A 23,087-nucleotide genomic window follows, 5' to 3' on the forward strand; every position below is an offset into this window, starting at 1 on the left:
GCTGGATTTGGATTGCTATCGCGGCTGAATATTCAGCAACATAACCCGATTTACTTTACCTCCGGCATAATGAAGAACTTCTTTCGATAGGAAGTTATCATGCAAGCCAGCAATGGATATCGCCTTATCTGCAAACCTTAATATATCTGTCAAAGAGCCAGCACGGTTATAAGCAAAGAAATAACCAAAAACTTTTTTACCGTTAGGTCCTGTGCCTTCACAGCGCACGGTATAACTGTTATTGCCCATATTGTCGCAATGCTTGCCACCAAACCACCAGTCGTTACGGCTTCCGCTATTGTGACCCTGAGCAATAGCGATATCATTGAACTTATATTTTCCCATTGGTAATTTTTCAAAGCCGCTTTTATGGTTTTTCAGAACCAGTTCAAGATTTCCCTGCATAGCGAAATTAAGCTTTCCTGGTTTTCCATCTCGAGTATTTTTCACACCCGCGAAGCGATTGTTAAACCACTTGGCAGTACTTTTATCGCCATGGCGACCTAAGCGAAATCGAAAGTAACCACCACTGTGTAAACCATGCTTACCCTTAATATGATGATCAGGGTCTTGCTTACTGCGAATATAGAAATTTCCACCAACAGAATAGCTACTGGAAGTGCTTAGACCAGATACTAATGATCGAAAGTCGATATCATTATCGTGATACTTCATGGCATGACTTGCAGCGGGTACAACAAGAGTTGCGGCTAAAGCTGCAATAGGAAAAGCTTTTTTCAGAAAGCGCATAATAAGTCCCTATAGATAAATTGAGGTAACCTGATTGGTCCTCAAAAAATTAAAGTCCGAGAGGTAAACAAGTTCTCCCTCGAGAAAATCCAGTTTAAGTAGGTGAACAATTGCGAGGTATCCCCCAAACAGGGGAAGATTTTCTTAATAAATATTTTTTATTTATCGGATTAGCTCAAACCAGTAGGAGCGAGAGCAAATGGCAAGGGCTAAAAGCAGAAATTTTAAATCGCGCAGAAAAGACCTCGCAGGTAAAAACCTGCGAGGGGGCTCCAGCGCCTGGAAGTACCGGAACCACAAGAAGCAGGAATATTAACGGACCGCGGTGGTGGCAACATTCCCCCGATTTGGGGTCAGATGAGTTTTTCTGTCAGCGCTCGTTTTACGCATTCCGAGCGACTAGCCACGTCGAGTTTGCGAAACAGGATTTTCAGATGTGATTTCACGGTTTCCGCAGAGACGTCCAGCTGACGACCAATTTCTTTATTGGTTTTGCCATCAGCCAGCAACTGTAATATCTCCAGCTGGCGTTCGCTTAACCCGGTCTGTTCAAGATTATCAGGCTGACTGATCCAAACCAGATCCCCGGCTAACATACGGCGCACTGCACTGACCATTTGTTTGCCAGAGCAATCTTTCGGGATATAGCCACTGGCACCTGCGGAACGGGCGCGGCGGATATTGCGTTGATCGTCACTGGCACTGAGAACACCAAACGGAATCAACGCATCTTCAGGGATATCCTGCTGCACGAAGGTAAGGCCATCGCAGTCGCGCAAATCAATATCCACCAGCAATAAATCCACTTCATCAGAGTGAATAGCTGACAGCGCCTGCTGAGTATCCGATACCGGAATCACTTCCAGTTCCGGGGCATGGCTGGTGAAAATCAGATGCGCACCTTCCAGAAACAGTTCATGGTCATCCAGGATTAAAACTCGGGGCATCTTGCTTCCTTTGCCTTCAATCGCTCAATAACATTGAGGGTAACAGTTTAATCTGCAATCTCTCATTGAGTACCCCCCAAATGGGGGCAATCAGAATTCCTGTTCCTGGCGGAACCTCTCCATATCGCGACGTTCTTTTTTGTTGGGTTTGTGGTCGGGAATAAACGCTGCCGACTTCATCACCCGGCGACGTTCCGCATTGTCCATGCGTTTTTTGATACTTTCTGCGGTTTCTTCATACAGCGTTTGTGCTTCCGGCGCGCCACGACGCTGATCAGAGATTGCTTTAACCACCACGGTTTTTTCATCAAATCCCTGGCGCAGAGTGATGCGGGCATCCAGGTCAACGGTTTTGCTGACTTTACAACGCTGACCATCGTAGTGAACCTTGCCACCTTCAATTGCTCCTTTAGCGATGGCGCGGGTCTTATAAAAACGGGCGGCCCACAACCATTTATCTAACCGGACTTTGCTGGAGGAGTTTTTGTCAGACATATTGCTCTGAAATGTGTAATTGGAAAGAACATCATTCTACCACAGCTGCACAATCCGCTTGTTGCAACTGGCGTTGAATGGCATGTCGTAATTTTGCCGGACGAATCGGCTTATGTAATACCAGCACCCCGGCATGGCGAATCCGGGTTAACAACTCAGGGTCGGTATCACCGGTAAGCAGCAGACCGGGCAGATCCGGATAAATAACGCGAGACTGCCGCAATAATGCTACACCATCTTCATCGGCCAGCCGGTAATCACTGATCACTAAGTCCGGGCGTTGGCCTTTCAGATATTGCAGCGCCTGTGAGGCTGTGGAAACACAGGTTACTTCCATTCCCCAGCGTTCTAATAACTGCCGCGCCGCCTCCAGATTATCCTCATCATCATCGACCAACAGCACCGCTGTCAGCGCTAAGTCGCTTGTTGCAGATGGCGCAACGTCTGGAGCTGGCGTCAGTGCAACTGCAGCATCAACCAGAAACGAAAAGCAGCTGCCATGCTGCGGTTGTGATCTCAGCTGAATCTCGCTGCCAATACTGTGACAAAGCCCTTTGACGATCGATAGTCCCAATCCCAGTCCCTGATTGCGGTCACGTTGCGGATTATTTAACTGCACGTATTCAGCAAAAATAGCTTGTTGCTGATGTGTCGCGATCCCCATGCCAGAGTCCCAGACCTGCAGCAGGCACTGATCTCCGCGACGACGGCAAGCAACAATAATACGTCCGGCAGAAGTGTAACGAATGGCGTTACTCAGCAAGTTCGAAAGGATCCGCGAGATCGCCACCGGGTCTGTGTGCACGCAATGATGGCCACCGTAAAACTTCAGCGACAAACCTTTATCCGCAGCGCTGTTCTCAAAGTTATCGCGCAGTTGGTTAAACACAGCCTGCATCGCCACCACTTCGCGGCGCAGTTGCAGGTCGCCGGATTGCAGCTGGGATAAATCAAGAATGGCACTGAGCATGGTTCTCAATGTGCCGGTGCTGTTGCGGATACGCTGTACCAGCTGTTGCAGTTGTTGTGGATCTTTTTCCTGCTCCAGTAATTCCGAATACAGCCCTAATGCGTGTAACGGCTGACGCAAATCGTGGCTGGCAGCCGCCAGAAACCGTGACTTCGCCAGGTTGCTGGCTTCTGCTTCTTCTTTGGCTTGCTGATGTAACTCCGCCAAGCGCAGGTTCTCATGTTGAGCGGCAAACGATTGCAGCAGCCCTTTGTTTTGCTGAAATACTTTATAGAAAATCACAATGGTAAACAGAATCAGCATATTGCCGAGGGGAGTCATATCCAGTGTGGTTTTTTCGCTGTTAAAACAGGCAAAAATAACACTCAGCATAAAAGGACTGACCGAACCGTAATAAAACGGCAGGTAGGTTCCGGCGGAACTCATGGCGGTGGTTGCCATGCCCATCATGGCAACCGTGATAAAAAAGGTACCAAAGCCGGGCGACACCATTTCCGGCACCCCGGTCATCATCCACAGTGGCGGCACACTCCAGACGATACCGGTAACAACCCCGAAGCCGGAAAAAATCAGCAACAGCTTTTTACTATCACGCGGTTTATTGTGTCGCAGAAGATGCGTGCAATAGAGGCCGAATAAATAGTTAGCAAGTCCGGCCATGCCAGCAGCAAGCAACCAGAGCAACAGTCCCGACTCGGTCTCCGGATGCCAGAACAAATACACCGAAAAAACACCCAGCAGTACCGAACCCAGCGAGCCCATCCACATTTGCGAACCAATATGGTTCAACTGATCATCGTAGATCAGGCTGCGTTGTACCTTTGGCAAAAAGCTATCCATGCATCACATCCATTACTTACCTGCTTTGCGGATTAATGGCTCAACCCTTTATCCACTCTTTAAAAGTCCAGCTCGTCGAAGTGATGTACTCCGGGAAATTCGCTATCGGTATTGGGTGGCTGCTGGCTGTCCGGATGATAAATGGTTAATAACCAGCGGATGCCCCAGGTCTCAGCCGATTTCAACACCGCCTGACTGTCATCCACCAGCAGTGTGCGATGTTTATCAAACGGCTCTTCGCGCAATAGATGATCCCAGAATGCCTGACTCTCTTTCGGTTCCTGATAGTCATGGGAAGAAATCACCCGATCCACCAGCTGATCGAGCTGAGTGTGTTCCATTTTCAGATCGACGCTATCGCGATGTGCATTGGTCACAATCACCGTGCGTTTGCCCATCTCTTTCAGCGTTTTCAGAAAGTCTTTCACATGGGGACGGAAGCCAATTTTATGCTCGACGTCGCGCTTTAACTCCGCTATCGGCAAGCCGGTCAGTTCACTCCAGTGATCAAGGCAATACCAGTTCAGCGTGCCTTTTAAACCAACAAAACTTTTATTCAGCTCCGCCAGCGCATCTTCCTCGCTCATGTCATGATGATCGGCATAAGCTTTTGGCATATGGGTCAGCCAGAAGTAGGTATCAAAATGCAGATCCAATAACGTGCCGTCCATATCCAGCAGCACAGTATCAATTTGTTGCCAATCGGGCAGGCTCATAGGGTTATACTCGTCACACAGTGTTTGGAAAACAGGTCAGGTATGCATAAGAAACCCGAAATTCTGCATCGCTCTATGGTGGCACAAAGCCGTTTATTCCGCATCGAATCGTTTGATTTAAGGTTTTCTAATGGCGTGGAGCGCACCTATGAACGCCTGGTTCCGGGTGGCTCAGGTGCGGTGATGATGGTGGCCCTGTTAGATGATGAAACCGTTGCGCTGATTCGCGAATATGGCGGTGGTGTAGAAGATTACACTCTGACGTTGCCGAAAGGTGCAGTGGATCTGGGTGAAACCATGCGTGATGCCTGCAACCGCGAATTACAGGAAGAAATTGGTTTTGCCGCCAGAGAATTTATTCACCTGAAAAAGATGAGCCTGTCGCCGAGCTATATGAGTGGTGGTATCGACGTGGTACTGGCACGGGATTTATACCCGTCGCAGCTTGAAGGCGATGAGCCGGAACCGCTGGAACTGGTGGAATGGAAACTGGCCAACCTGCATGAATTGTATGGTCGCGATGATTGCACAGAAGGCCGCGCCATTGCCGCCCTGGTATTAGCGCAGGAATATCTGGCCGGGCGCTTCGACGGTAAAACTCTCTGATCAGACCCTAAAGCTGCAACACCATTGCCGCATCAGTTTTTTTCCAGAATTCCGGCAATGGCTTCGCGCAGGGCATCAAGCTTGATCGGTTTGCTGACAAAGCCATTCATGCCCGCAGCCAGACAACGGTTGCGGTCTTCCATCATGGCGTTGGCCGTTAAGGCGATAATCGAAACCTGATTTTTCGGATAGGATAAATCACGGATTCGTTCGGTTGCCGCGATACCATCCAGCACCGGCATATTCACATCCATCAGCACCAGGTCGTAATCTTTTTGCAGCACTTCTGCAACCGCTTGTTCGCCGTTTTCAACAATGTGACAGCTGAGTCCTAAGCGCTGCAGCATCTTTTCTGCAATACGCTGGTTCACCTGATTATCTTCAGCCAGCAGCACCAAACCGCTGAGCTTGATTTCATCTTTTGGTACTTCAGCCGGAGCGGCGTCGCGGTCTTTCACCGCCGGTTCTGTTGTGCTCTGGTCATCCGCCTGCAGTGTTAACTGCAGAGTAAAACAACTGCCCTGGCCCAGCTCAGAGCTGACCTGAATATCCCCGCCCATCGCCTGGGCCAGATGACGGCTGATGGTCAGCCCCAGGCCGGTACCGCCATATTTGCGGCTGGTGCTGGTATCCGCCTGACGAAAGGCCGAAAAGATCTGTTCGATTTTTTCCTGAGAAACACCAATCCCGGTGTCATTAACACGGATATTCAGACGGTGGCTGTGATCGTTAATTGTTTCACCGGACACCCGGATTTCGATACGCCCTTGCTCAGTAAACTTCAGCGCATTACTGACTAGGTTGGTAATGATCTGCCGGATACGCTTAGGATCACCTAACCAGCGAGCGGGCAGGGCAGAATCGTATAAATACACCAGTCCCAGGCCCCGGCGTCGTGATGGCTCGGAGAACAGCTGATAAACGTCGCGCAGCAACTTATTCAGGTCAAAGTCGATGCGCTCGATTTCCAGGTTACCGGATTCAATCTTCGACAGGTCGAGAATGTCGTTAATGATATCGAGCAGGGCATTCGACGAGCTGTGGATAATCTCCAGATAATTGCGCTGTTCATCCTGCAGCGGGCTTTCCAGTAACAACTCCGCAGCACCAAGAATACCGTTCATGGGTGTTCGGATTTCATGGCTCATGCTGGCCAGGAAGATTGATTTACTCTGGTTCGCCGCTTCCGCCTGAGACAAGGTTTCGCGAATGCGGCGGTTAGCCACTTCCAGAGCCGTGCGGTTGGCCACCGATTCGGATATATCCAGCCCCGCCAACACCACTTCCACCCGGCCGGTTCCCGGATCTTCTACCTTGGTGATGCGCCAGCTGATGATGGATTCTTTGCCAGATGCAGAAATCATCGGACATTCCAGCGACAAGGTTTCGATGTCTGACGTCAGTAGTTCGCGCCACATCCCCAGCAGTCGCGCGGCTTCACTGTTGGGCAATAAACTGCGGATCGGATAACCAATTAACTGCGACTGGGGCAGGTCGAGCATTGCCTGGGTTTGCTGGTTAATACGCTCAATATTGCCGTACTTATCACAAATCACCAGCAGGGTTTGCATCGAATCAAAATAGGCTGTCACCCGCTGTTGTTCGTTACGTAACTCCAGCTCCATGTGGTGACGCTTACTGATGTCATCACCGGTCACCAGCCAGCCGGTGTAACCTTCGCGATACCAGGGTTTTACGTGCAATGCCCAGCGGCCCACTTCCTGATACTGATCGAGCAGACTGCATTCGAAGTCGATGGCGACATTGTCTTCCTTCGACTGCTGCAGGTATCCCTGAACCTTGTTCCAGTCTTCTTCGGTAACAATATCCTCGAGCTTGCTGCAGTCCTGCATATTAAACAGGCTCCAGAAAGCGGAGTTACCATCGGTAAAGTAAAAATTGCGCCCGACAAAAAAGGCGATGCCAGTCATGTGATCCAGACCCAGTTCACTGACCTTCTGATCGCGTCGCTCAACCAGCCAACGTCTGCCAATCAGGTACAGCACCAGCACTAATACCAGGTTCAGACCCAACAGCCAGAGCCCCAGGTTCATCGCATCTTGCAGTAAAGGCTGGTACGAAACGGCCATAAACAAGCCATACCCGGAGCTGAGGCTGATCGCAACAATCTGATATTTATGGTGTTGCCAGGTGATACGCTCCTGGGTATCTCTGCCGCGAACAGCGTTCTGCAGCGCCATGGCAGGAATCCGTGCATTGTTTTCCCACAACACCTGCAGGCCCTGGGGGGACTGACGCACATAGCGCAGGATATAGCCGTCGTATTCGAGCTCTGCAGCATTAAAGTTAAAATCGGACGGGGAACGGGTCAGGTGGGATTTATAAGAGTTCGCTTTACGCAGCAGCTCGCCCGCCTGTTGATCCAGCGCGCGCTGATAATTAAGCCCGGCTCCAACAACAGCGCTGAGCAGTATCAGTAACAGGGCCAATGGCCAGAAAAGCGAAACCTTGCGGCCCATGAAATATCCTTTGTGGGCAAGTCCGTTAACCATAGCGTTATATGGCTAAACAATCCATGGTAGTAGCAGTGCGTGCAGGGTAGCCGTCAGCGTCATCGCCATGGCCGCATAGGCAGCCTGTTCAGAGCCCAGCTCAAGCGCCCGGGCGGTGCCAATCGCATGGGCACAAATCCCCAGCGTTAAGCCAACGGTTTGTGCATCATCCTGACGCATCATTCTTAGTAATGCCGGCGCCATCGCAGCGCCAAAAATTCCAGTCACTATAACCGAAGCAGAGGCGATGGCTGCAATGCCACCCACCTGTTCTGCAATGGCAATGGCAACCGGTGAGGTAATGGATTTGGTGGCAATGGTTTTGGCCAGAATTTCATCGCCAACCCACCATTGGGTCAACAGTACAGCGCAAGCCACCGTAGTACCGCTGCCAACAATCACAGCCAGCGCTATGCGTTGCCACTGATCACGCATGGTGTGTAAAAACTGATACAAGGGCACCGCCAGCATCACAATCACGGGCCCAAGCATAATATGGATCAGGTTTCCGCCTTCCATATAAACCTGATAAGGCGTATCGCTGAGCTCCAGCGTGGTCACCACCAGCGCAACACTGGATAAAATAGGCGGCAGAAACGGGCTGTTGCCAGTCGCTTTATAAACGTTCTGACCAATTACAAACGCGGCAATGGTCAGTGTTGCCCAGAACAACGGCAGGCTCAGCAATTCAGAGATCATGATTGTTTGCCTCCCTTGCCCATGGTCATAATCAGTCCGGTGACCAGAATGCCGGGTACCAGGCTAACAGCCAGAATCACAACCAGCTCAAAGCCGTAGTCGCTGATGATTTCTTTCTGGGTGATGATGCCGCTGCTGACGGGAATCAGGAATAAGGGTAATAACGGCGATAACGATTTAGTGGTTTGCTGCAGAGAATCAGGGGTTTTGCCGCGAATAACGAGAAAAATCAGCAGTAATAACATGCCAACAATAGCGGCCGGAACAGGCAATGAAAACTGGCTTTGAAGAGCGCCACCAACAACAAGAAAGACTAAAAGAAAGAGAAGACCAAGCATGAGCCATTTATGCTTAAATATTTACCTCATTCTATAGATATATTCAAATACTACAACAACTAATGAACCGACAATGCGTGGCGATTCAACTAAATCGCCACGTAAAAACTAAAAGCCTAAGTGAATTTTAGTTTTTGCCAGAAGTATGCATTATGCAATTCAAAAAATTCCAGTTGATACTAATGAAGCTGTGCGGACTTCTTCCCATTTATCTTCTAGTTGATCTATCTCGATAAAGACTAGTCCATCAGAATTTGCACCCATAAGGGTTCTTAATTCAACATCTAATTTTTGCTCTAAATTGAAGAACGGCCTATTAGTTACAGTATCATGATCATGATTGATCACACCTTGAGCCAGATAGTGAAACATCGTTCCGAACATTGACTCTGCATGATCTAGTGCGAATACCGATGCTGACACAGCAACAGGCTCAATAAACTGATCCCAAAAGATATCTTTTATGAAAGCGGTATCAATTCCAAACTCCTCAGTATTACACTTTGGATCTGCACCAGGTAAACACACACTCTCTATAAAGCCTTTCAAGTAAGTTAAAAACTTAGATAAAGTTGCAACGTTTTTTAAATTCTCTGGCCATTTAAACTCTGTCATAAGCCAACTCTTTGCAATAAAGTTTACAAGAGTGAATAAAAAATTAGGCAAATAAAAATCTACGTCAAAATCAATTTCTTCTAGAGCATACTCTCCTGTCAAAACTCTTACTGTCGGCTCAAGCACTAAGACTTTACTACCATCAGGTTGTTCAAATAACCTCGGAAAAAATGATATGAAAATACCGAGTTTAGCCCACCCACTTTCAGCAGATAAATCTACATCGTAGTCAATATCCTTTCCCAAACCAACAAGATCTACGTTATGATTCCTGATAGTTCCATCGCCGCCAATACTGTTAGAGCTAATCTTGATCTCTCGAGCATAAACTTGTGAAACCCCAGAGAACTTTAGCCCATCGGGGAATATCTCAGTATTATTTTGATCAGACTTGAACGAAAAATAACCTCTTCGAAAATCAACATTTTCGCTAATTTCGTATCGTTGAAGAGGAATCCTACCAATTTCTTCTCCAACTAAAATACGGCCATTCATTCGAGCAAGATTTCGATTAATTTTTTCTAAGGCCTCTGTACATAAAAGGCTTAGCGAACGCTCATACTCGAAACATCCTTTCAAGTTTTTGGCAGACAGATACTGTCCATAAGAGTTAGATATAAAACCATCTGAGTAAATTGATACAGCAAAAGCTGAATTACATAGAAAAATTATTATCAAAATGGTGTATTTCATATGCAGTCCTTTACCTAAAAACACTTATTTAGCATAAAAATATATCTATCCGTTTACTCCATACAATTCTAGTTTATAGACAAGCAACTCTTTTTCATCACTATCAACATGGTCTTCCATTTGATTATCATTGCAGTTATTCGCCCCATTAAAGTGGAACTTAACATAGTGATTCATTGAATAGGCCAGTTTAGCCATATCTGCCAAATCAGGATAAAGGCTAGTATTTATATAGAAGTTTACATCACTAACATCAAGGCTAGAACCAGCGTCAATAGAGAAAAAAACATATCCACCATCGGCACCTAATCTGTCTATTTTATATGCGCTGGGACAACTTGCAGAGTACGCAGAAATATTAATTGAGAGTAGGAGTAAAATTAGAGAGATTTTTTTCATCCGTGCTTAGCCTCGATTTCAGTAATTAATACCGATTACATATTAACAATGCTACGAAGAGCGCAGTATAAAAAGCAGATTTCTTATGTCTAATAATTAATCAGCACTATTGAGTAGCATAACAGAATATGAATTTACACAGACTTTGTTACAGAATGATTACAGAGGTGCACATAGAACACATTACCAATTGAAGACTATTTTTTACTTCTTTGATAATGATTGGTGCGGAAGGAGAGACTTGAACTCTCACACCTTACGGCACCAGAACCTAAATCTGGCGTGTCTACCAATTCCACCACTTCCGCATGACAGGGCGCGCATATTAATAAAGCGCAGCGCGTTTGCCAAGCCCCTGATGCAATATTTTTCCACTGCACATCACATTGGCTTTTGCTAAGGTGGCGAAAATTGTTTTGTGGATAATCCGATTATGACGCAGGAGCGTACCCACCTGGCCAGCAATATCATCCTCACCGCTGCAGCGGCTGTGATTGTTATTGCCGGCGTTAAAAGTGCCGCAGCCATGCTGGTGCCTTTTTTACTGGCAATCTTTATCGCCGTAATCAGCGCCCCTCTGATGCGCTGGTTAACCTCCCATAAAGTCCCTGAAGTAGTTTCCGTTCTGACCCTGTTGTGTGGCTTTATTCTGGTGGGAACCATGCTGGCGACGTTTATCGGCAGTACGCTGAATTCGTTTTATCAGGATGTCCCTACTTACGAAGCCAAACTGGGAGGGCTGGTACAACAAGTCGTTACCTGGCTGCGTGATATGGGAGTTCAAGTAGCGGACAATATCGTTGCCGAATACGTTAACCCTGGGGCTGTAATGAAGATGGTTGGCACCGTGTTTAACGGCCTTGGTGGTGTGTTAACCAATACCTTCCTGATTCTGTTTACGGTGGTGTTTATTCTGCTGGAAGCCAGCAGCTTCCCGGCCAAATTAAAGCGTGCCTTTGGCGAGCAAACCACCGCGTTTGTGCAGTTTGAACGCTTCAGCAACTCAGTGCAGCAATACCTGGCGATTAAATCTCTGGTCAGTCTGGGCACCGGTGCCACCATTGGCCTGATCCTGTGGATTATCGGCGTTGACTATTTTGCTCTGTGGGCATTAGTGGCCTTCCTGTTGAATTACATTCCCAACATTGGTTCTATTATTGCGGCCATCCCGGCCGTATTGATTGCTCTGATTCAGCTGGGTGTCGGCGAAGCCGTTCTGGTGGGTGTGTCTTATGTGGTTGTAAACACGGTGTTTGGTAATGTGGTGGAGCCGCGCCTGATGGGCCGCTCGCTGGGTCTATCAACACTGGTGGTATTCCTGTCGTTGGTTTTCTGGGGCTGGGTACTGGGTCCGGTGGGTATGTTGCTGTCGATTCCGTTAACCATGGTGATGAAGATCGCGCTGGAAAGCCGCCCTCAGTCACGCTGGATTGCTACCTTGCTGGATCATGACTGAATCGGACATTGACCGTCCTTCCAGCTCCTTTTAAGTTGGCGATGGCCGCATTGCGGCCATCAAAACAATAAAAAGGAACCCCCATGAAAAAACTGATTTTCTCCGCCCTGACCATTGCTCTGTTATCTGGCTGCTCGGGTCTGCGTACCACCGACGAAACCTTCTCTTCACACGCCGAAAACTTCAATTTACTGTTTATGCAATTCCCGGGTGGCGACACTCAGGAACGAGCCATGGCACTGGTTCCGCCGGGTGCAACCGTTACCACTCTGATCTCTACGCCCAACGATACCGACTCCCTGATTGGTGTTTTAAGCCGTTTATTAGGTGTCGACTACACCACAGTAAATGGTGAACTGAAAAAGTAATCAGCGATTCCAGCCGCGCACTGCGGCTGGCTTCCCATATTTATTTCAACCTTCGTAAGGAAGGGTCAAAACTGCTGTTCTGGCGCAGTTTCTGGCGCTAATCTCCCTGCAGATACCCGGGAGATGTTATGTACCAGATTCTTTTAATTGACGACGACTTTGAACTTGGCGAGCTGCTGCAGGAATACCTGGGCATGGAAGGCTTTGAGCTGACCACCCGCCAGGATGGTGAATCCGGTCTCGAAGCGGCGTTATCAGGTGACTACAATCTGGTTCTGCTCGACGTGATGTTGCCGAAAATGAACGGCTTCGAAGTGTTAAAAGCATTACGCGAAAAGTCATCCCTGCCGGTGATTATGCTGACGGCCCGCGGCGAAAGTGTCGATCGCGTATTGGGTCTCGAGCACGGCGCTGACGATTACATCCCCAAGCCGTATCACCATCACGAGCTGGTTGCTCGTATTCGGGCGTTATTCCGCCGTATCGAAATCAGCAGTGAATCCCCGGAAAAATCCGACAACAAATACGAAGTGGGCGTACTGAAGCTTGATCCATCAACACGGGTCGCAACCTGTGATGGTGTTGAACTGGCGCTGACCGGCGCTGAGTTTGGTGTGCTGCAGTGCCTGATGGATCACGTTGGTGAACTGGTCGATAAAGACAGTCTGTCGATTGCCGCACTGGGTCGTCCGTTAATGGCGTATGACCGCTCGATTGATATGCACGTCAGCAACCTGCGGAAAAAACTGGGCAAACGTGATGACGACTCCGACTGGATAAAAACCGTGCGTGGCCGTGGCTACCAGCTGGTTAACGGCTGAGTAATCCATTCTATGAGCTGGCACCGCACTCTTTTCTTCAAAATTTTCTTCTGGTTCTGGGCGGTCATCTTTCTCGCCATCTTTTCCGCTGTTTCCACCAGCCACTGGATCGCCGACGATTACGTCCGTGAAGCCAGCCAGCGGGAGCGGGTTCACCTGCTGCGGCTGATGGAACTCAAACGTCCGATTATGGCTGAAGGCCGAAAACTGTGGCGTAAGCTGCGCCCGGACTGGAACCTGGTTGCGGTTCCGGTGGATATGGTCAGCCAGCTGCCACACGACGTTGAAGAGTTCGTCGACACCGCCGCCGACATGCGCAAAATTCTCTGGGGTCAGGAAGATGATTTTCTGATGGTCGGCCCGATTCAGCGTGGTGACTACCTTTATATAGGCATTCGCCGCCAGCACTGGAGCAGCATCTGGGATGACGAACAGCGCTGGATGGTGCCGATCGTATTCCTGGTGGTCGTTACCCTGTTGTGTATCGCTCTGGTCTGGAGCCTGACCCGGCCGATTCGCCGCCTGCAGCGCACGGTACGAAAACTGGGTAAAGGCGATTTCGACGTTTCTGAAATTAAATCTGATGCCAGCCGCTACGACGAAATTGGTGAGTTATCCGGCGATGTCATCGATATGGCGGAGGCGTTAAACCGATTGCTACAAAGCCACCAGCAACTGCTGCGCGATGTTTCTCACGAATTGCGCTCACCACTGACACGCTTGCAGATCGCTTTGGGTATTGCCCGTAAAAAAGACCCTGAAGGCTCACTGCAAAACGAACACGACCGTATCGAACGTGCCGTTGGCCAGGTCGATGGTTTAGTTGGTCAGATCCTCGATCTGGCTCGTTTACAGCAACAAGACAGTAATCAGCTGCACCTGGAACGCCGTTCGGTGGCCAGCCAGCTCGATAACTGGATCAAAGATGCTGAAATCGAAATGGATGAAAAACAGATCCAGCTGCAAAGCCGCTTGCCGGCAGAAGACATCGACTGCAACTGGGACTGGGTTCTGGTTGAGCGTGCCGTCGATAACATCCTGCGTAACGCCATTCGTTTCTCGCCCGAAGGCGGCAAACTGGATGTCAGCAGCCACCTGACCAACGACGGCAGTATTGAGATAGCCATTCAGGATCAGGGGCCGGGGGTTCCGGAAGAAGATCTGAAACGCATTTTTGATCCTTTCACTCAGGTGGATTCTGCCCGTGACCACGCTTCCGGTGGTTATGGCATTGGCCTGGCTCTGGTTTACCGGATTATTGAATTACACGACGGAATCATTGAGGCTTCCAATCAATCACCCGGTCTGCGTATCACAATGCGATTACCGCGTAAGAGGAATAACTGATTATCTCTGACAAATCTGGGTAAAAACCCTGTTTTTTCTGGTAACAAGGGGGAGTTTTTGGTATTAAATACGCCCCCTTAACCCGGGTGTCTATTGGACTGAAGTACACCTGAGGGTTTTTTACAATGCGACAAGACTGGACGAGTACTATGTCAGAAGATTTGAAACAAGCTGCTCTCGATTACCACGCGAATCCTAAGCCAGGTAAAATCAGCGTTGAGCTGACTACCCCTGCTAATTCCGCCCGCGACCTGTCTCTGGCTTATAGCCCAGGCGTTGCTGAGCCGGTAAAAGCCATCGCAGAAGATCCTGAGAACGCCTACAAGTACACCGCTAAGGGCAACATGGTTGCTGTGATTACAGACGGTACTGCGATTCTGGGTCTGGGCGACCTGGGTCCTCTGGCTTCTAAGCCAGTGATGGAAGGTAAGTCTCTGCTGTTCAAACGTTTCGCTGGCGTAGACTCTATCGACATCGAAGTTGAATCTGAAAGCCCACAGGCTTTCATCGACACTGTTCGTCGTATTGCTAACACTTTCGGTGGTATTAACCTGGAAGACATCAAAGCTCCTGAGTGTTTCGAAATCGAACGCACTCTGATCGAGCAGTGTGATATCCCGGTATTCCACGATGACCAACACGGTACTGCTATCGTAACCGTTGCTGGTGTTCTGAACGCTCTGGAAATTCAGGGCAAGAAGATCGAAGAAGCTAAAATGGCCGTTCTGGGTGCCGGCGCTGCCGCTATCTCTTGTGCCAAGCTGCTGATCCTGGCGGGTATGAACCCACAAAACATCTTCATGTGTGACCGTAAGGGTGTTATCCACTCTGGCCGTGATGACCTGAACCAGTACAAGCAAGCGTTCGCTGTTGATACTGACAAGCGTACCGTTGATGACGCTATCGAAGGTGCTGACATCTTCCTGGGTCTGTCTGGTCCTAACATGGTTACCGGCGAACAGATCAAAACTATGGCTGATAACGCCATCGTATTCGCATGTGCGAACCCTGTTCCTGAAATCATGCCTGAAATCGTTAAAGAAGTTCGTCCAGACGCTATCATGGCAACTGGCCGTTCTGACTTCCCTAACCAGGTGAACAATGTATTGGGCTTCCCATTCATCTTCCGTGGTGCTCTGGACGTACGTGCTAAGCGCATCAACGAAGAAATGAAACTGGCTGCTGCTAAAGCACTGGCTGAGCTGGCGAAAGAGCCGGTAACTCAGGAAGTTCTGGATGCATACAAGCTGGATTCTCTGGAATTCGGTAAAGACTACATCATCCCGAAAGCGACCGATTCTCGTCTGCTGGGTATTGTATCGACTGCCGTTGCACAAGCTGCAATCGACACAGGTGTATCTGCTGGCCCACTGCCTGCAAACTACCCACTGAAGTCTATCGAAGACATCTGAGTAACAGATGACTCAGCCTTGTACTGCCCATAAGCGGTAGCGGCAAGGCAAGCTTCAGAAAAAACCGCGACTCAAAACCGAGATCGCGGTTTTTTTTGTGCCGGTAAAATGATTAGCGGAAAAGATAGTCGGATAACAACGCCTGATAAGTACGTAAAATACGTTCATAGCGGCCGTTTTTACGGATTTTGGCAAACCCTTCATCGAATGCTTTTTTCATATCCGGATCGTGAAATACCGCAAAGTAGCGCGACTTCGGAAACAGGTCGAAATACTTATATTGCTGGCGATACATTTCACTCGATGGATTCTGGCGACGTAACTGACTCAGGTAATAGCGAAAGATGGTTGAATCAATCACCAGCACTTGCCGATCCTTTCGGAACAGATCCTGTACCTGTTCGATCTGTTGCACATACTCGCGATAATCCACCGCTCGCTCACTGGTTGCAGCATAAGGTGGCGGCAACAGCTTATTTGCCAGACGGAAAGCACCCAGGCGGTAATAACGTAAATCGCGAATCTGCTCCAGCTTCACATCCCCACCTTCCAGAGCAACTGCCTGATTGTGGAACACCACCAGCGGCAGATCAGAAAAATAAGCATTTGGGGCAAGCTCACGGTTCGCGACAAAAATCACATCCAGCGCTCGATCATTAAATGAATCGAGCACGTTGGCGTTGTCGTCGTACGCAATTTTTACCTTGATTCCGACCTGCTCCATCGCGGCACGAAACAGATCCACCGCAATTCCGCGGTCTTTGGCAGCAATAACGTAAGGCGGCATCGAGATGCCGGTACCCATAGTGATCGTTTGTTGCGCCTGTACTGCGAGCGTCCCTGTCAGCAAAATGCACAGCCAAAGCATTCGACTTAACAGCATAAATTTCACCCTCAATTGTCATTCTTTAAGCTTAGCGGATACGCCCAAAAAGATTTGTGAAATCTGTAAAAAGTGAAGCCAATCACAACCAAAAAAATACGCGTTTAATGGCCACAAAAAAGCCCCGCTAACCGTCCTGGTTAGCGGGGCTTTTTTTAGACCGGAATGACTCCGGTCAGATTAGGGTGCTGTATCGGTTTTGCTGATCAGTCGCTCTGATAGAGGCTTCAGACTGAGTCAACAGCGCCGTAGCATTGTTGAGCAGATTACTGGGTTATTAGTTTGAACACAAGTTTAATTATGTAATTAACAACAACCCCGAAAAGTCTAATAATTACTTATTAGATTCATTTAACCCTATGATTTTCAGTGGCTTTTCATCATCGTCTAATACCGCCTTGCCGACTGGAGTAACCCGTGTCGCCAGACCTTCAGCCTGTTCCTGACGGGCCTGATCTTCAGCGGCTTGCTCAGATGACGTTTGTATAAAGCCACAGCTGATACATTCGCGTACTTCCTCACCGTCATCGTTACTGTAGATCACGGTGCGGTCCATTTCGGAGCACTTCGGGCAAACCGCTCCAGCGATAAAACGTCTTGGCTTTTTCTTTGGTTGGTATTCCATCAGGCGATTTCCTCCAACTCAATACCGGAGTGACGCAATAACGGCTCCACCGATGGCTGGCGGCCACGGAAGTTTTCAAACAACTCAGAGGCTTCGCGGCTGCCACCCTGACTGAGGATTTCATTGAGGAAGCTCAGGCCGGTATCGCGGTTAAAGATGCCATCCTCTTCAAACTTCGAGAAAGCATCCGCGCTAAGCACTTCAGCCCACTTATAGGAGTAATAACCCGCCGCATAACCACCGGCAAAAATATGACTGAAGCTGTGCTGGAAGCGATTAAATTCAACCACTGGAACAACGGTAACCTGATCCCGTACCTGAGACAGAATCTGATCCGGTGTAATTGGATTTTCGCGGCTGTATTCGCGGTGCATACGGAAATCGAACAAGGCAAATTCCAGCTGGCGCATCATCATCATCGCGCTCTGGAAGTTCTTCGCCGCCAGCAGTTTATCCAGCAATTCCTGCGGTAAGGGTTCGCCTTGCTGGTGATTGTCATCCGCTTCAAAACGACCGGAAATAAACGCCAGCGCTTCCGGCTCGTAACACCAGTTCTCCAGGAACTGACTTGGCAGCTCGACGGCATCCCAGGCCACACCATTGATACCACTAACGGCACCAACATCAATCTGGGTCAGCATATGGTGCAAGCCGTGACCAAACTCGTGGAACAGGGTGGTCAGCTCATCGTGAGTCAGTAGCGCAGGCGTATCGCCTACCGCCGGGCTGAAGTTACACACCAGATAAGCCACCGGCAGCTGCACGCCATCAACGGTCTGACGACGGATGCGACAGTCATCCATCCAGGCACCGCCACGTTTTTTCTCACGGGCGTACAGGTCGAGATAGAAGGCGGCGATTTGCTTGCCGTCTTTTAAAACGTGGAAGAAACGTACATCCGGGTGATAGGTGTCGAATCCAGTCTGCTCTTCAAACTCAATGCCGTACAAACGGGCAACCGTTTCGAACATACCTTTAACAACGGTATCAATCGGCAGGTAAGGGCGGATATCTTCCTGAGAAATAGAGTAACGGCTCTGACGCAATTTCTCGGCGTAGTAGGTGACATCCCATGGCTCGAGTTTGATCACCTGATACTCATCGCGGGCAAACTGCTCCAGCTCTTCAAATTCACGCAGTGCCTGCGGGCGCGCTTTAGCGGCCAGATCATTAAGGAAGTCGATCACTTCCTCAGCGTTACCCGCCATCTTGGTCGCGACAGAATATTCGGCGTAGTTATCAAAACCCAGCAACTGTGCCAGCTCGTAACGCAGTGCCAGAATCTCTTCCATATTGGTGCTGTTATCAAACTCACCAGCATTTGGGCCCTGCTCGGAAGCGCGGGTAACAAACGCGGTATACACCTCCTGGCGTAACTCACGGCTGTCGGCGTAAGTCATGATCGGCAGATAAGATGGGAAATCCAGCGTGACCTTATATTTACCTTCTTCACCGGCCAGCTGTGCTAACAGACCAACGGCACTTTCCGGTAAACCAGCCAGTAATGCCGGATCATCAATTTCTTTGCTCCAGGCCTGGGTAGCATCCAGCACATTTTCGCCAAACTTGCTGGTTAGCTCTGACAGGCGCTGCTTTATTTCGCCATAACGGGCTTTTTTATCACCTTCCAGGTCCACACCACTTAAACGGAAGTCACGTAATGCGTGCTCAATGGTGGTTTGCTGTGCTGTGGATAAGGTACCGAACTCATCGCTGTTACGCAGTGCCTGATAGGCATCAAACAGATCGCGGTTTTGACCCATCTCTGTGCTGTATTGGCTCAACAACGGCAGACACGCATTGTAGGCATCACGCAGTTCGTCAGTGTTTAACACACCGTTTAAATGGCCCACCGGTGACCAGGCTTTGGATAACTCGTCATCCCACTGCTCAATCGGCGCCACCAGCGAATCCCAGCTTGGTGTAGTGCCTTTCAGCTCGGCCAGTAACTGGTTAATTCGCTCACGGTTCTGATTTAACCGTTGCTCAATCGCCGGAACCACCTGGTCGGCTTTGATGGACGAAAATGGCGGCAGCAGGTGTTCTTCTAACAGCGGGTTGGTCATATCAAAGGGTATCCGGGTGCTTAGATAAAAAGGTGAATAGCATTTGTTATTCAGATTGGGTCAAATAGCGAGTAATTCAAGCATAACGACATTGCCAACCCGAATACAAAGAGAGAACACCATGGCTGATATTAACGAAAGCTCCGTCCGAAAATACCAGGGCAAGGAACCCAAACTGGGCGAGCGGGTATTTGTTGACCGCAGCGCCGTGGTCATTGGTGATGTTGAAATGGGCGACGACGTCTCGGTCTGGCCGTTAACCGTGATTCGCGGCGATATGCATCATATCCGCATTGGTGCCCGCACCAGCGTGCAGGACGGTTCGGTATTACATATCACCCACGCCAGCGACTTTAACCCCGGCGGTTATCCACTGATCATCGGCGAAGACGTGACCATCGGCCACCAGGCGATGTTACATGGCTGCACCATTGGCGACCGCGTTTTAGTCGGTATGAAGTCAATGATTATGGATGGCGCCGTGGTTGAAAACGAAGTAATCATTGCCGCCGGTGCCGTCGTTACTCCGGGCAAAGTGCTGGAGAGTGGTTACGTCTACAAAGGTAACCCGGCGAAACAAGCCCGCCCGATTTCAGAGAAAGAGCGTAAGTTCTTCACTTACAGCGCCGGTAACTATGTGCGCCTGAAAGACAAACACCTGGATGAAGGGTTTGATAAATAATCTTTGCTGATAAACTGCTGATTTTGCACTCACCGAAGGGACACCATGAGCAGCAAAGTCAGCATCTCAGAACGACTAGCTTCCATTCGCAACTTTTTTACCTCGGGTAAAGCTTTCTCAAAATCGGTCAGAACCAACGCCATCAGGTGGTTCGATAGACTGTTACTCGGTTTGACTGCTGCACTTTGTTTTTACCTTTTAGTTCGCAACTACAACAGTTTTTTTCTTTCTTTGCCGCTCTGGCTACTTCTATCACTTGCAGTGATTAACGGATGGGTATTACAACAAATCCAAAGCGTTTTTTCGGTTCGCCTTCGCCGCGAAGGTCTGGATACCACCAACCCTCTTAACATTTCAGCAACTCTGAGTTACCCACCATTATTTTTCTCTGCGGTAGTCGCAGTTGTTGCTTTATGGTTCGCAATCTCAAACGAAGTTTTTTTGATTCCGAACCAATCTTCAACACTCTTGTTATTCACTTTGATTGGCAGCTATACAATCACAGTGATCATGAACTCAGATAAAGCTTCGGGTAACGAAACTCCGGAGGTGGAGACACTTAATCTCAACAGCTGTGATGAAAAAGATTTCGAAAAATGGATCACTGACGACCTCCCATCATCGAAACTTGATTTCTACAACCGACAACCCTACGTCGACCGAATGACAGCACGCATTGTGGCGTCCTCTAAAGCCGAGACTAAAAATCAGAGGCAAGTAACAAAGGAGATAAAGCCTGGACAGCGCGGCCAGATTTTATTCGGTGAATTTGGCACCGGCAAAACAACACTGATCAAATTAGTTGAGAAAAAAGTTCGCCAACAAGAGCCTGACAAATGGATAACTTCATATTTTGACTGCTGGGCGCATGGTGACGATCCGCAGCAGTTGATCAAGTTACTCCTCGAGCAAGTGGTGTCCGATATAGGCAAAAGAGTGGAAGCCGTTAGCCTACACTCTGTTCCTGATGATTATCTAGAGGTTGCTTACGGGGTTTCGTCCTGGATCAAACTGATCACTCCATTTCTGCCAAAACATAATCCACACACAGTTCTCAAAAGAATTGATACGTTATTAGAAGCTCAAGACCTGAAGCTTCTGTTAGTCATTGAAAATATTGATAGGTCACCAGCCGTCGTGGCTTTAGTAAACTCCGTTGCCTCTGTACTGGATCAAGTATCTCAATTCGAATCGATTCGGTTTATCTTTACTGGTTCAAGAGAAAAATTACCACTGCCTGCTGTCGCACGTATCGCAGATTACACAGAAGTGCTTGCGAACAACCTATCTCCCTTGGTAATCGGGCAGTTTCTGAAATTCTGTCTCGATTATTCACTGAATACTGAAAGAGAAAAAAGACCTGTTGTGATCCCTTGGCTGGAAAAAGACTTCGTTCCCGAATCTGCTTCAAATGTACTGCGTTATTTCGAATTAGAAAGAGAGGTGAACGAGCTGTACGCAAGCCTTCATTCGAAAGGAACCAATGAACAGCTTCTCGATGCACTGACAAACTGCTTAGCCAACCCTCGCCAACTAAAGTTGGTATTCAGATATGTTTCTGAGCGTTGGCAAAACCTCGAAGGAGAGGTCAATTTAATTGACCTATTACTTTATGGAACAGCCATCCATGATGGCGAGATTCTTGGAGTATTGGGGAAGTATAAGGAGGATCTACCCAAATCAGGCACTCCTGAAGACCCATTCTTTATCGGTAAAAAAGAAGAAGGGACTATCGAAAGAGATAGAGTCAAGCGTCGTCAAAAAGAGAACGAAGAGTCGGAATATCCCGGCGACCACTACCAACAAACAATCGCTTATTACCTGGCTGATGGCCATCGAGATATGTATGAAACGATGTCAATTCAACGAATAAGAATCACAAAAGCTGCAAACCAGAACAAATACACGATGATCGCGAATAGCGGCAGCATTCTGGGTTATCCAAGTGACCAAAAATTTATTTCCTGCCTCAACCAGATTGCAGAAGGCAGCCAAACTGCATTTGCTGGGTTAATAGGTGATTCTACGCTCGACTTAAAAGCAGATTACATAGATGAGCTTTTGGAGGGGCTAAAAAAGAACCACTGGCAGTCTTCCCAGCCATTATTGCCGATAGTTGCCGCAGCAATTAAATACAAAGGGAATACTAAATCGATCAGATACAAAGAGTTCTTCAACAAAATTCTTGGTTCATTGATCAATCAACCCGCAGTTTTACCCAAGTCGTTATTGAGGCCCGATGAAATAGAAGATTTCACAGCAAATCACATACGAAAGGCACACGAGGTAATCGCATGCTCATTAAACGACCTCTATCGGGATGGTCAATATTCTCACCTGCTGTATGTGATGTTTCGAGCAACGTTACTTTGTCCCTTGAATGACCGCAAAGTGATTATTGAGCCACTAATCAGAACCTATTACACCAAAGAAGTGGCGAGGCACTGGGCCCAAATCAACCAGGAAACAGGAAATGAGTTCAACGCAATCTATTACTACTTCGAAGTTGGGTTAGAAGCTACCGACAGGAGCCAATTGAGCAATAGAACAGAAAATAACCTAGCAACGGTGGTATGCGAAGCACTTCTATATGTCATTCATTTAAATACCAATAGTGAAGGGTCTTCACTGGAAAAGTTCTTTGATAAATACGAACATAACAATAAATTGCAACTTGGGTTACTAACTCGGGCAAACAAGACAGAAGTTAAATCAGGAATGTCTTCAACCGCATTGAAAGCGCTGAAAGCTTTGCAAGCAACCTATGGCGAAGAGATTCTGAACGAATAAGTACGGTTCCTAGTGGATCAGTCATATGCCATACTGCACCAATAGTATGATTATCC

General features: G+C 48.4%; 21 protein-coding genes and 1 tRNA gene. 8 read left to right on the forward strand and 14 right to left on the reverse strand.

Going from position 1 to position 23,087, the window contains the following annotated elements:
- Positions 1-15: 15 nt before the first annotated feature.
- From ACOQOZ_RS13995 to yrfG, 5 genes are all read right to left on the reverse strand, one after another.
- Positions 16-750, reverse strand: a complete 735-nt coding sequence (locus ACOQOZ_RS13995; protein WP_420588770.1) for a hypothetical protein — start codon at positions 748-750, stop codon at positions 16-18.
- A 353-nt stretch (positions 751-1,103) separates the two neighbouring features.
- Entirely contained in the window at positions 1,104-1,697 is a 594-nt protein-coding gene (locus ACOQOZ_RS14000) for a LuxR C-terminal-related transcriptional regulator (protein ID WP_420588771.1), read from the reverse strand.
- A gap of 90 nt (positions 1,698-1,787) precedes the next feature.
- Positions 1,788-2,192, reverse strand: a complete 405-nt coding sequence (gene hslR, locus ACOQOZ_RS14005) for a ribosome-associated heat shock protein Hsp15 (protein WP_420588772.1) — start codon at positions 2,190-2,192, stop codon at positions 1,788-1,790.
- A 31-nt stretch (positions 2,193-2,223) separates the two neighbouring features.
- Positions 2,224-4,002 (reverse strand): hybrid sensor histidine kinase/response regulator, encoded by a 1,779-nt coding sequence (locus ACOQOZ_RS14010; RefSeq protein WP_420588773.1) that lies wholly within the window; start codon positions 4,000-4,002, stop codon positions 2,224-2,226.
- 59 nt (positions 4,003-4,061) lie between these two features.
- Complete coding sequence (gene yrfG / locus ACOQOZ_RS14015; RefSeq protein ID WP_420588774.1) at positions 4,062-4,718, reverse strand: GMP/IMP nucleotidase; 657 nt, start codon at positions 4,716-4,718, stop codon at positions 4,062-4,064.
- 42 nt (positions 4,719-4,760) lie between these two features.
- Between yrfG and nudE the strand changes: the two genes are divergently transcribed.
- Positions 4,761-5,324 carry an ADP compounds hydrolase NudE gene (nudE, locus tag ACOQOZ_RS14020; protein ID WP_420588775.1) on the forward strand — a complete coding sequence of 188 codons (564 nt, stop codon included), beginning with the start codon at positions 4,761-4,763 and terminating at the stop codon, positions 5,322-5,324.
- Positions 5,325-5,356: 32 nt separating this feature from the next.
- On the opposite strand, the gene ACOQOZ_RS14025 is transcribed toward nudE, so the two are convergent.
- From ACOQOZ_RS14025 to ACOQOZ_RS14050, 6 genes are all read right to left on the reverse strand, one after another.
- A complete protein-coding gene (locus ACOQOZ_RS14025) occupies positions 5,357-7,804 on the reverse strand; it encodes an ATP-binding protein (protein ID WP_420588776.1) in 2,448 nt (815 codons plus the stop codon).
- A gap of 45 nt (positions 7,805-7,849) precedes the next feature.
- Positions 7,850-8,536 (reverse strand): LrgB family protein, encoded by a 687-nt coding sequence (locus ACOQOZ_RS14030; RefSeq protein ID WP_420588777.1) that lies wholly within the window; start codon positions 8,534-8,536, stop codon positions 7,850-7,852.
- Positions 8,533-8,874, reverse strand: a complete 342-nt coding sequence (locus ACOQOZ_RS14035; protein ID WP_420588778.1) for a CidA/LrgA family protein — start codon at positions 8,872-8,874, stop codon at positions 8,533-8,535. The genes ACOQOZ_RS14030 and ACOQOZ_RS14035 overlap by 4 nt, the downstream gene beginning before the upstream one ends.
- 159 nt (positions 8,875-9,033) lie before the next feature.
- On the reverse strand, positions 9,034-10,182 hold the full coding sequence (locus tag ACOQOZ_RS14040) for a hypothetical protein (protein ID WP_420588779.1): 1,149 nt from the start codon (positions 10,180-10,182) through the stop codon (positions 9,034-9,036).
- Positions 10,183-10,227: 45 nt separating this feature from the next.
- Positions 10,228-10,581 (reverse strand): hypothetical protein, encoded by a 354-nt coding sequence (locus tag ACOQOZ_RS14045; RefSeq protein WP_420588780.1) that lies wholly within the window; start codon positions 10,579-10,581, stop codon positions 10,228-10,230.
- A 223-nt stretch (positions 10,582-10,804) separates the two neighbouring features.
- Positions 10,805-10,889, reverse strand: a tRNA-Leu gene (locus ACOQOZ_RS14050).
- A 110-nt stretch (positions 10,890-10,999) separates the two neighbouring features.
- On the opposite strand from ACOQOZ_RS14050, the gene ACOQOZ_RS14055 reads away from it, so the two are divergent.
- From ACOQOZ_RS14055 to ACOQOZ_RS14075, 5 genes are all read left to right on the forward strand, one after another.
- Positions 11,000-12,037 (forward strand): AI-2E family transporter, encoded by a 1,038-nt coding sequence (locus ACOQOZ_RS14055; RefSeq protein ID WP_420588781.1) that lies wholly within the window; start codon positions 11,000-11,002, stop codon positions 12,035-12,037.
- Positions 12,038-12,120: 83 nt separating this feature from the next.
- On the forward strand, positions 12,121-12,405 hold the full coding sequence (locus tag ACOQOZ_RS14060; protein WP_068654125.1) for a lipoprotein: 285 nt from the start codon (positions 12,121-12,123) through the stop codon (positions 12,403-12,405).
- Positions 12,406-12,533: 128 nt separating this feature from the next.
- Entirely contained in the window at positions 12,534-13,226 is a 693-nt protein-coding gene (locus tag ACOQOZ_RS14065) for a response regulator (RefSeq protein WP_420588782.1), read from the forward strand.
- Positions 13,227-13,238: 12 nt separating this feature from the next.
- Positions 13,239-14,573 carry an ATP-binding protein gene (locus ACOQOZ_RS14070; protein ID WP_420588783.1) on the forward strand — a complete coding sequence of 445 codons (1,335 nt, stop codon included), beginning with the start codon at positions 13,239-13,241 and terminating at the stop codon, positions 14,571-14,573.
- Positions 14,574-14,722: 149 nt separating this feature from the next.
- Complete coding sequence (locus ACOQOZ_RS14075; protein WP_420588784.1) at positions 14,723-15,985, forward strand: malic enzyme-like NAD(P)-binding protein; 1,263 nt, start codon at positions 14,723-14,725, stop codon at positions 15,983-15,985.
- A gap of 112 nt (positions 15,986-16,097) precedes the next feature.
- On the opposite strand, the gene ACOQOZ_RS14080 is transcribed toward ACOQOZ_RS14075, so the two are convergent.
- The 3 genes from ACOQOZ_RS14080 to prlC all read right to left on the reverse strand — a co-directional run bounded on the left by ACOQOZ_RS14080 (position 16,098) and on the right by prlC (position 19,559).
- Positions 16,098-16,868: a substrate-binding periplasmic protein gene (locus tag ACOQOZ_RS14080; RefSeq protein ID WP_420588785.1), complete on the reverse strand. Its 771-nt coding sequence runs from the start codon at positions 16,866-16,868 to the stop codon at positions 16,098-16,100.
- 334 nt (positions 16,869-17,202) lie between these two features.
- A complete protein-coding gene (locus ACOQOZ_RS14085) occupies positions 17,203-17,493 on the reverse strand; it encodes a YheV family putative zinc ribbon protein (RefSeq protein ID WP_420588786.1) in 291 nt (96 codons plus the stop codon).
- Complete coding sequence (prlC, locus tag ACOQOZ_RS14090; RefSeq protein ID WP_420588787.1) at positions 17,493-19,559, reverse strand: oligopeptidase A; 2,067 nt, start codon at positions 19,557-19,559, stop codon at positions 17,493-17,495. Before prlC ends, ACOQOZ_RS14085 begins: the two co-directional genes overlap by 1 nt.
- A gap of 121 nt (positions 19,560-19,680) precedes the next feature.
- On the opposite strand from prlC, the gene ACOQOZ_RS14095 reads away from it, so the two are divergent.
- Positions 19,681-20,241: a gamma carbonic anhydrase family protein gene (locus tag ACOQOZ_RS14095; RefSeq protein WP_420588788.1), complete on the forward strand. Its 561-nt coding sequence runs from the start codon at positions 19,681-19,683 to the stop codon at positions 20,239-20,241.
- 45 nt (positions 20,242-20,286) lie between these two features.
- Complete coding sequence (locus ACOQOZ_RS14100) at positions 20,287-23,031, forward strand: AAA family ATPase (protein ID WP_420588789.1); 2,745 nt, start codon at positions 20,287-20,289, stop codon at positions 23,029-23,031.
- Positions 23,032-23,087: the final 56 nt, after the last annotated feature.

The sequence above is a fragment of the Bacterioplanoides sp. genome (genome assembly GCF_965219715.1).
In the GTDB taxonomy this organism is placed as follows: domain Bacteria; phylum Pseudomonadota; class Gammaproteobacteria; order Pseudomonadales; family Oceanobacteraceae; genus Bacterioplanoides.

Coding starts and splice junctions, on each gene's coding strand:
- ACOQOZ_RS13995 (WP_420588770.1), bottom strand. CDS start 750: ATGCGCTTTCTGAAAAAAGCTTTTCCTATTGCAGCTTTAGCCGCAACT.
- ACOQOZ_RS14000 (WP_420588771.1), bottom strand. CDS start 1,697: ATGCCCCGAGTTTTAATCCTGGATGACCATGAACTGTTTCTGGAAGGT.
- hslR (WP_420588772.1), bottom strand. CDS start 2,192: ATGTCTGACAAAAACTCCTCCAGCAAAGTCCGGTTAGATAAATGGTTG.
- ACOQOZ_RS14010 (WP_420588773.1), bottom strand. CDS start 4,002: ATGGATAGCTTTTTGCCAAAGGTACAACGCAGCCTGATCTACGATGAT.
- yrfG (WP_420588774.1), bottom strand. CDS start 4,718: ATGAGCCTGCCCGATTGGCAACAAATTGATACTGTGCTGCTGGATATG.
- nudE (WP_420588775.1), top strand. CDS start 4,761: ATGCATAAGAAACCCGAAATTCTGCATCGCTCTATGGTGGCACAAAGC.
- ACOQOZ_RS14025 (WP_420588776.1), bottom strand. CDS start 7,804: ATGGGCCGCAAGGTTTCGCTTTTCTGGCCATTGGCCCTGTTACTGATA.
- ACOQOZ_RS14030 (WP_420588777.1), bottom strand. CDS start 8,536: ATGATCTCTGAATTGCTGAGCCTGCCGTTGTTCTGGGCAACACTGACC.
- ACOQOZ_RS14035 (WP_420588778.1), bottom strand. CDS start 8,874: ATGCTTGGTCTTCTCTTTCTTTTAGTCTTTCTTGTTGTTGGTGGCGCT.
- ACOQOZ_RS14040 (WP_420588779.1), bottom strand. CDS start 10,182: ATGAAATACACCATTTTGATAATAATTTTTCTATGTAATTCAGCTTTT.
- ACOQOZ_RS14045 (WP_420588780.1), bottom strand. CDS start 10,581: ATGAAAAAAATCTCTCTAATTTTACTCCTACTCTCAATTAATATTTCT.
- ACOQOZ_RS14060 (WP_068654125.1), top strand. CDS start 12,121: ATGAAAAAACTGATTTTCTCCGCCCTGACCATTGCTCTGTTATCTGGC.
- ACOQOZ_RS14065 (WP_420588782.1), top strand. CDS start 12,534: ATGTACCAGATTCTTTTAATTGACGACGACTTTGAACTTGGCGAGCTG.
- ACOQOZ_RS14070 (WP_420588783.1), top strand. CDS start 13,239: ATGAGCTGGCACCGCACTCTTTTCTTCAAAATTTTCTTCTGGTTCTGG.
- ACOQOZ_RS14075 (WP_420588784.1), top strand. CDS start 14,723: ATGTCAGAAGATTTGAAACAAGCTGCTCTCGATTACCACGCGAATCCT.
- ACOQOZ_RS14080 (WP_420588785.1), bottom strand. CDS start 16,868: ATGCTGTTAAGTCGAATGCTTTGGCTGTGCATTTTGCTGACAGGGACG.
- ACOQOZ_RS14085 (WP_420588786.1), bottom strand. CDS start 17,493: ATGGAATACCAACCAAAGAAAAAGCCAAGACGTTTTATCGCTGGAGCG.
- prlC (WP_420588787.1), bottom strand. CDS start 19,559: ATGACCAACCCGCTGTTAGAAGAACACCTGCTGCCGCCATTTTCGTCC.
- ACOQOZ_RS14095 (WP_420588788.1), top strand. CDS start 19,681: ATGGCTGATATTAACGAAAGCTCCGTCCGAAAATACCAGGGCAAGGAA.
- ACOQOZ_RS14100 (WP_420588789.1), top strand. CDS start 20,287: ATGAGCAGCAAAGTCAGCATCTCAGAACGACTAGCTTCCATTCGCAAC.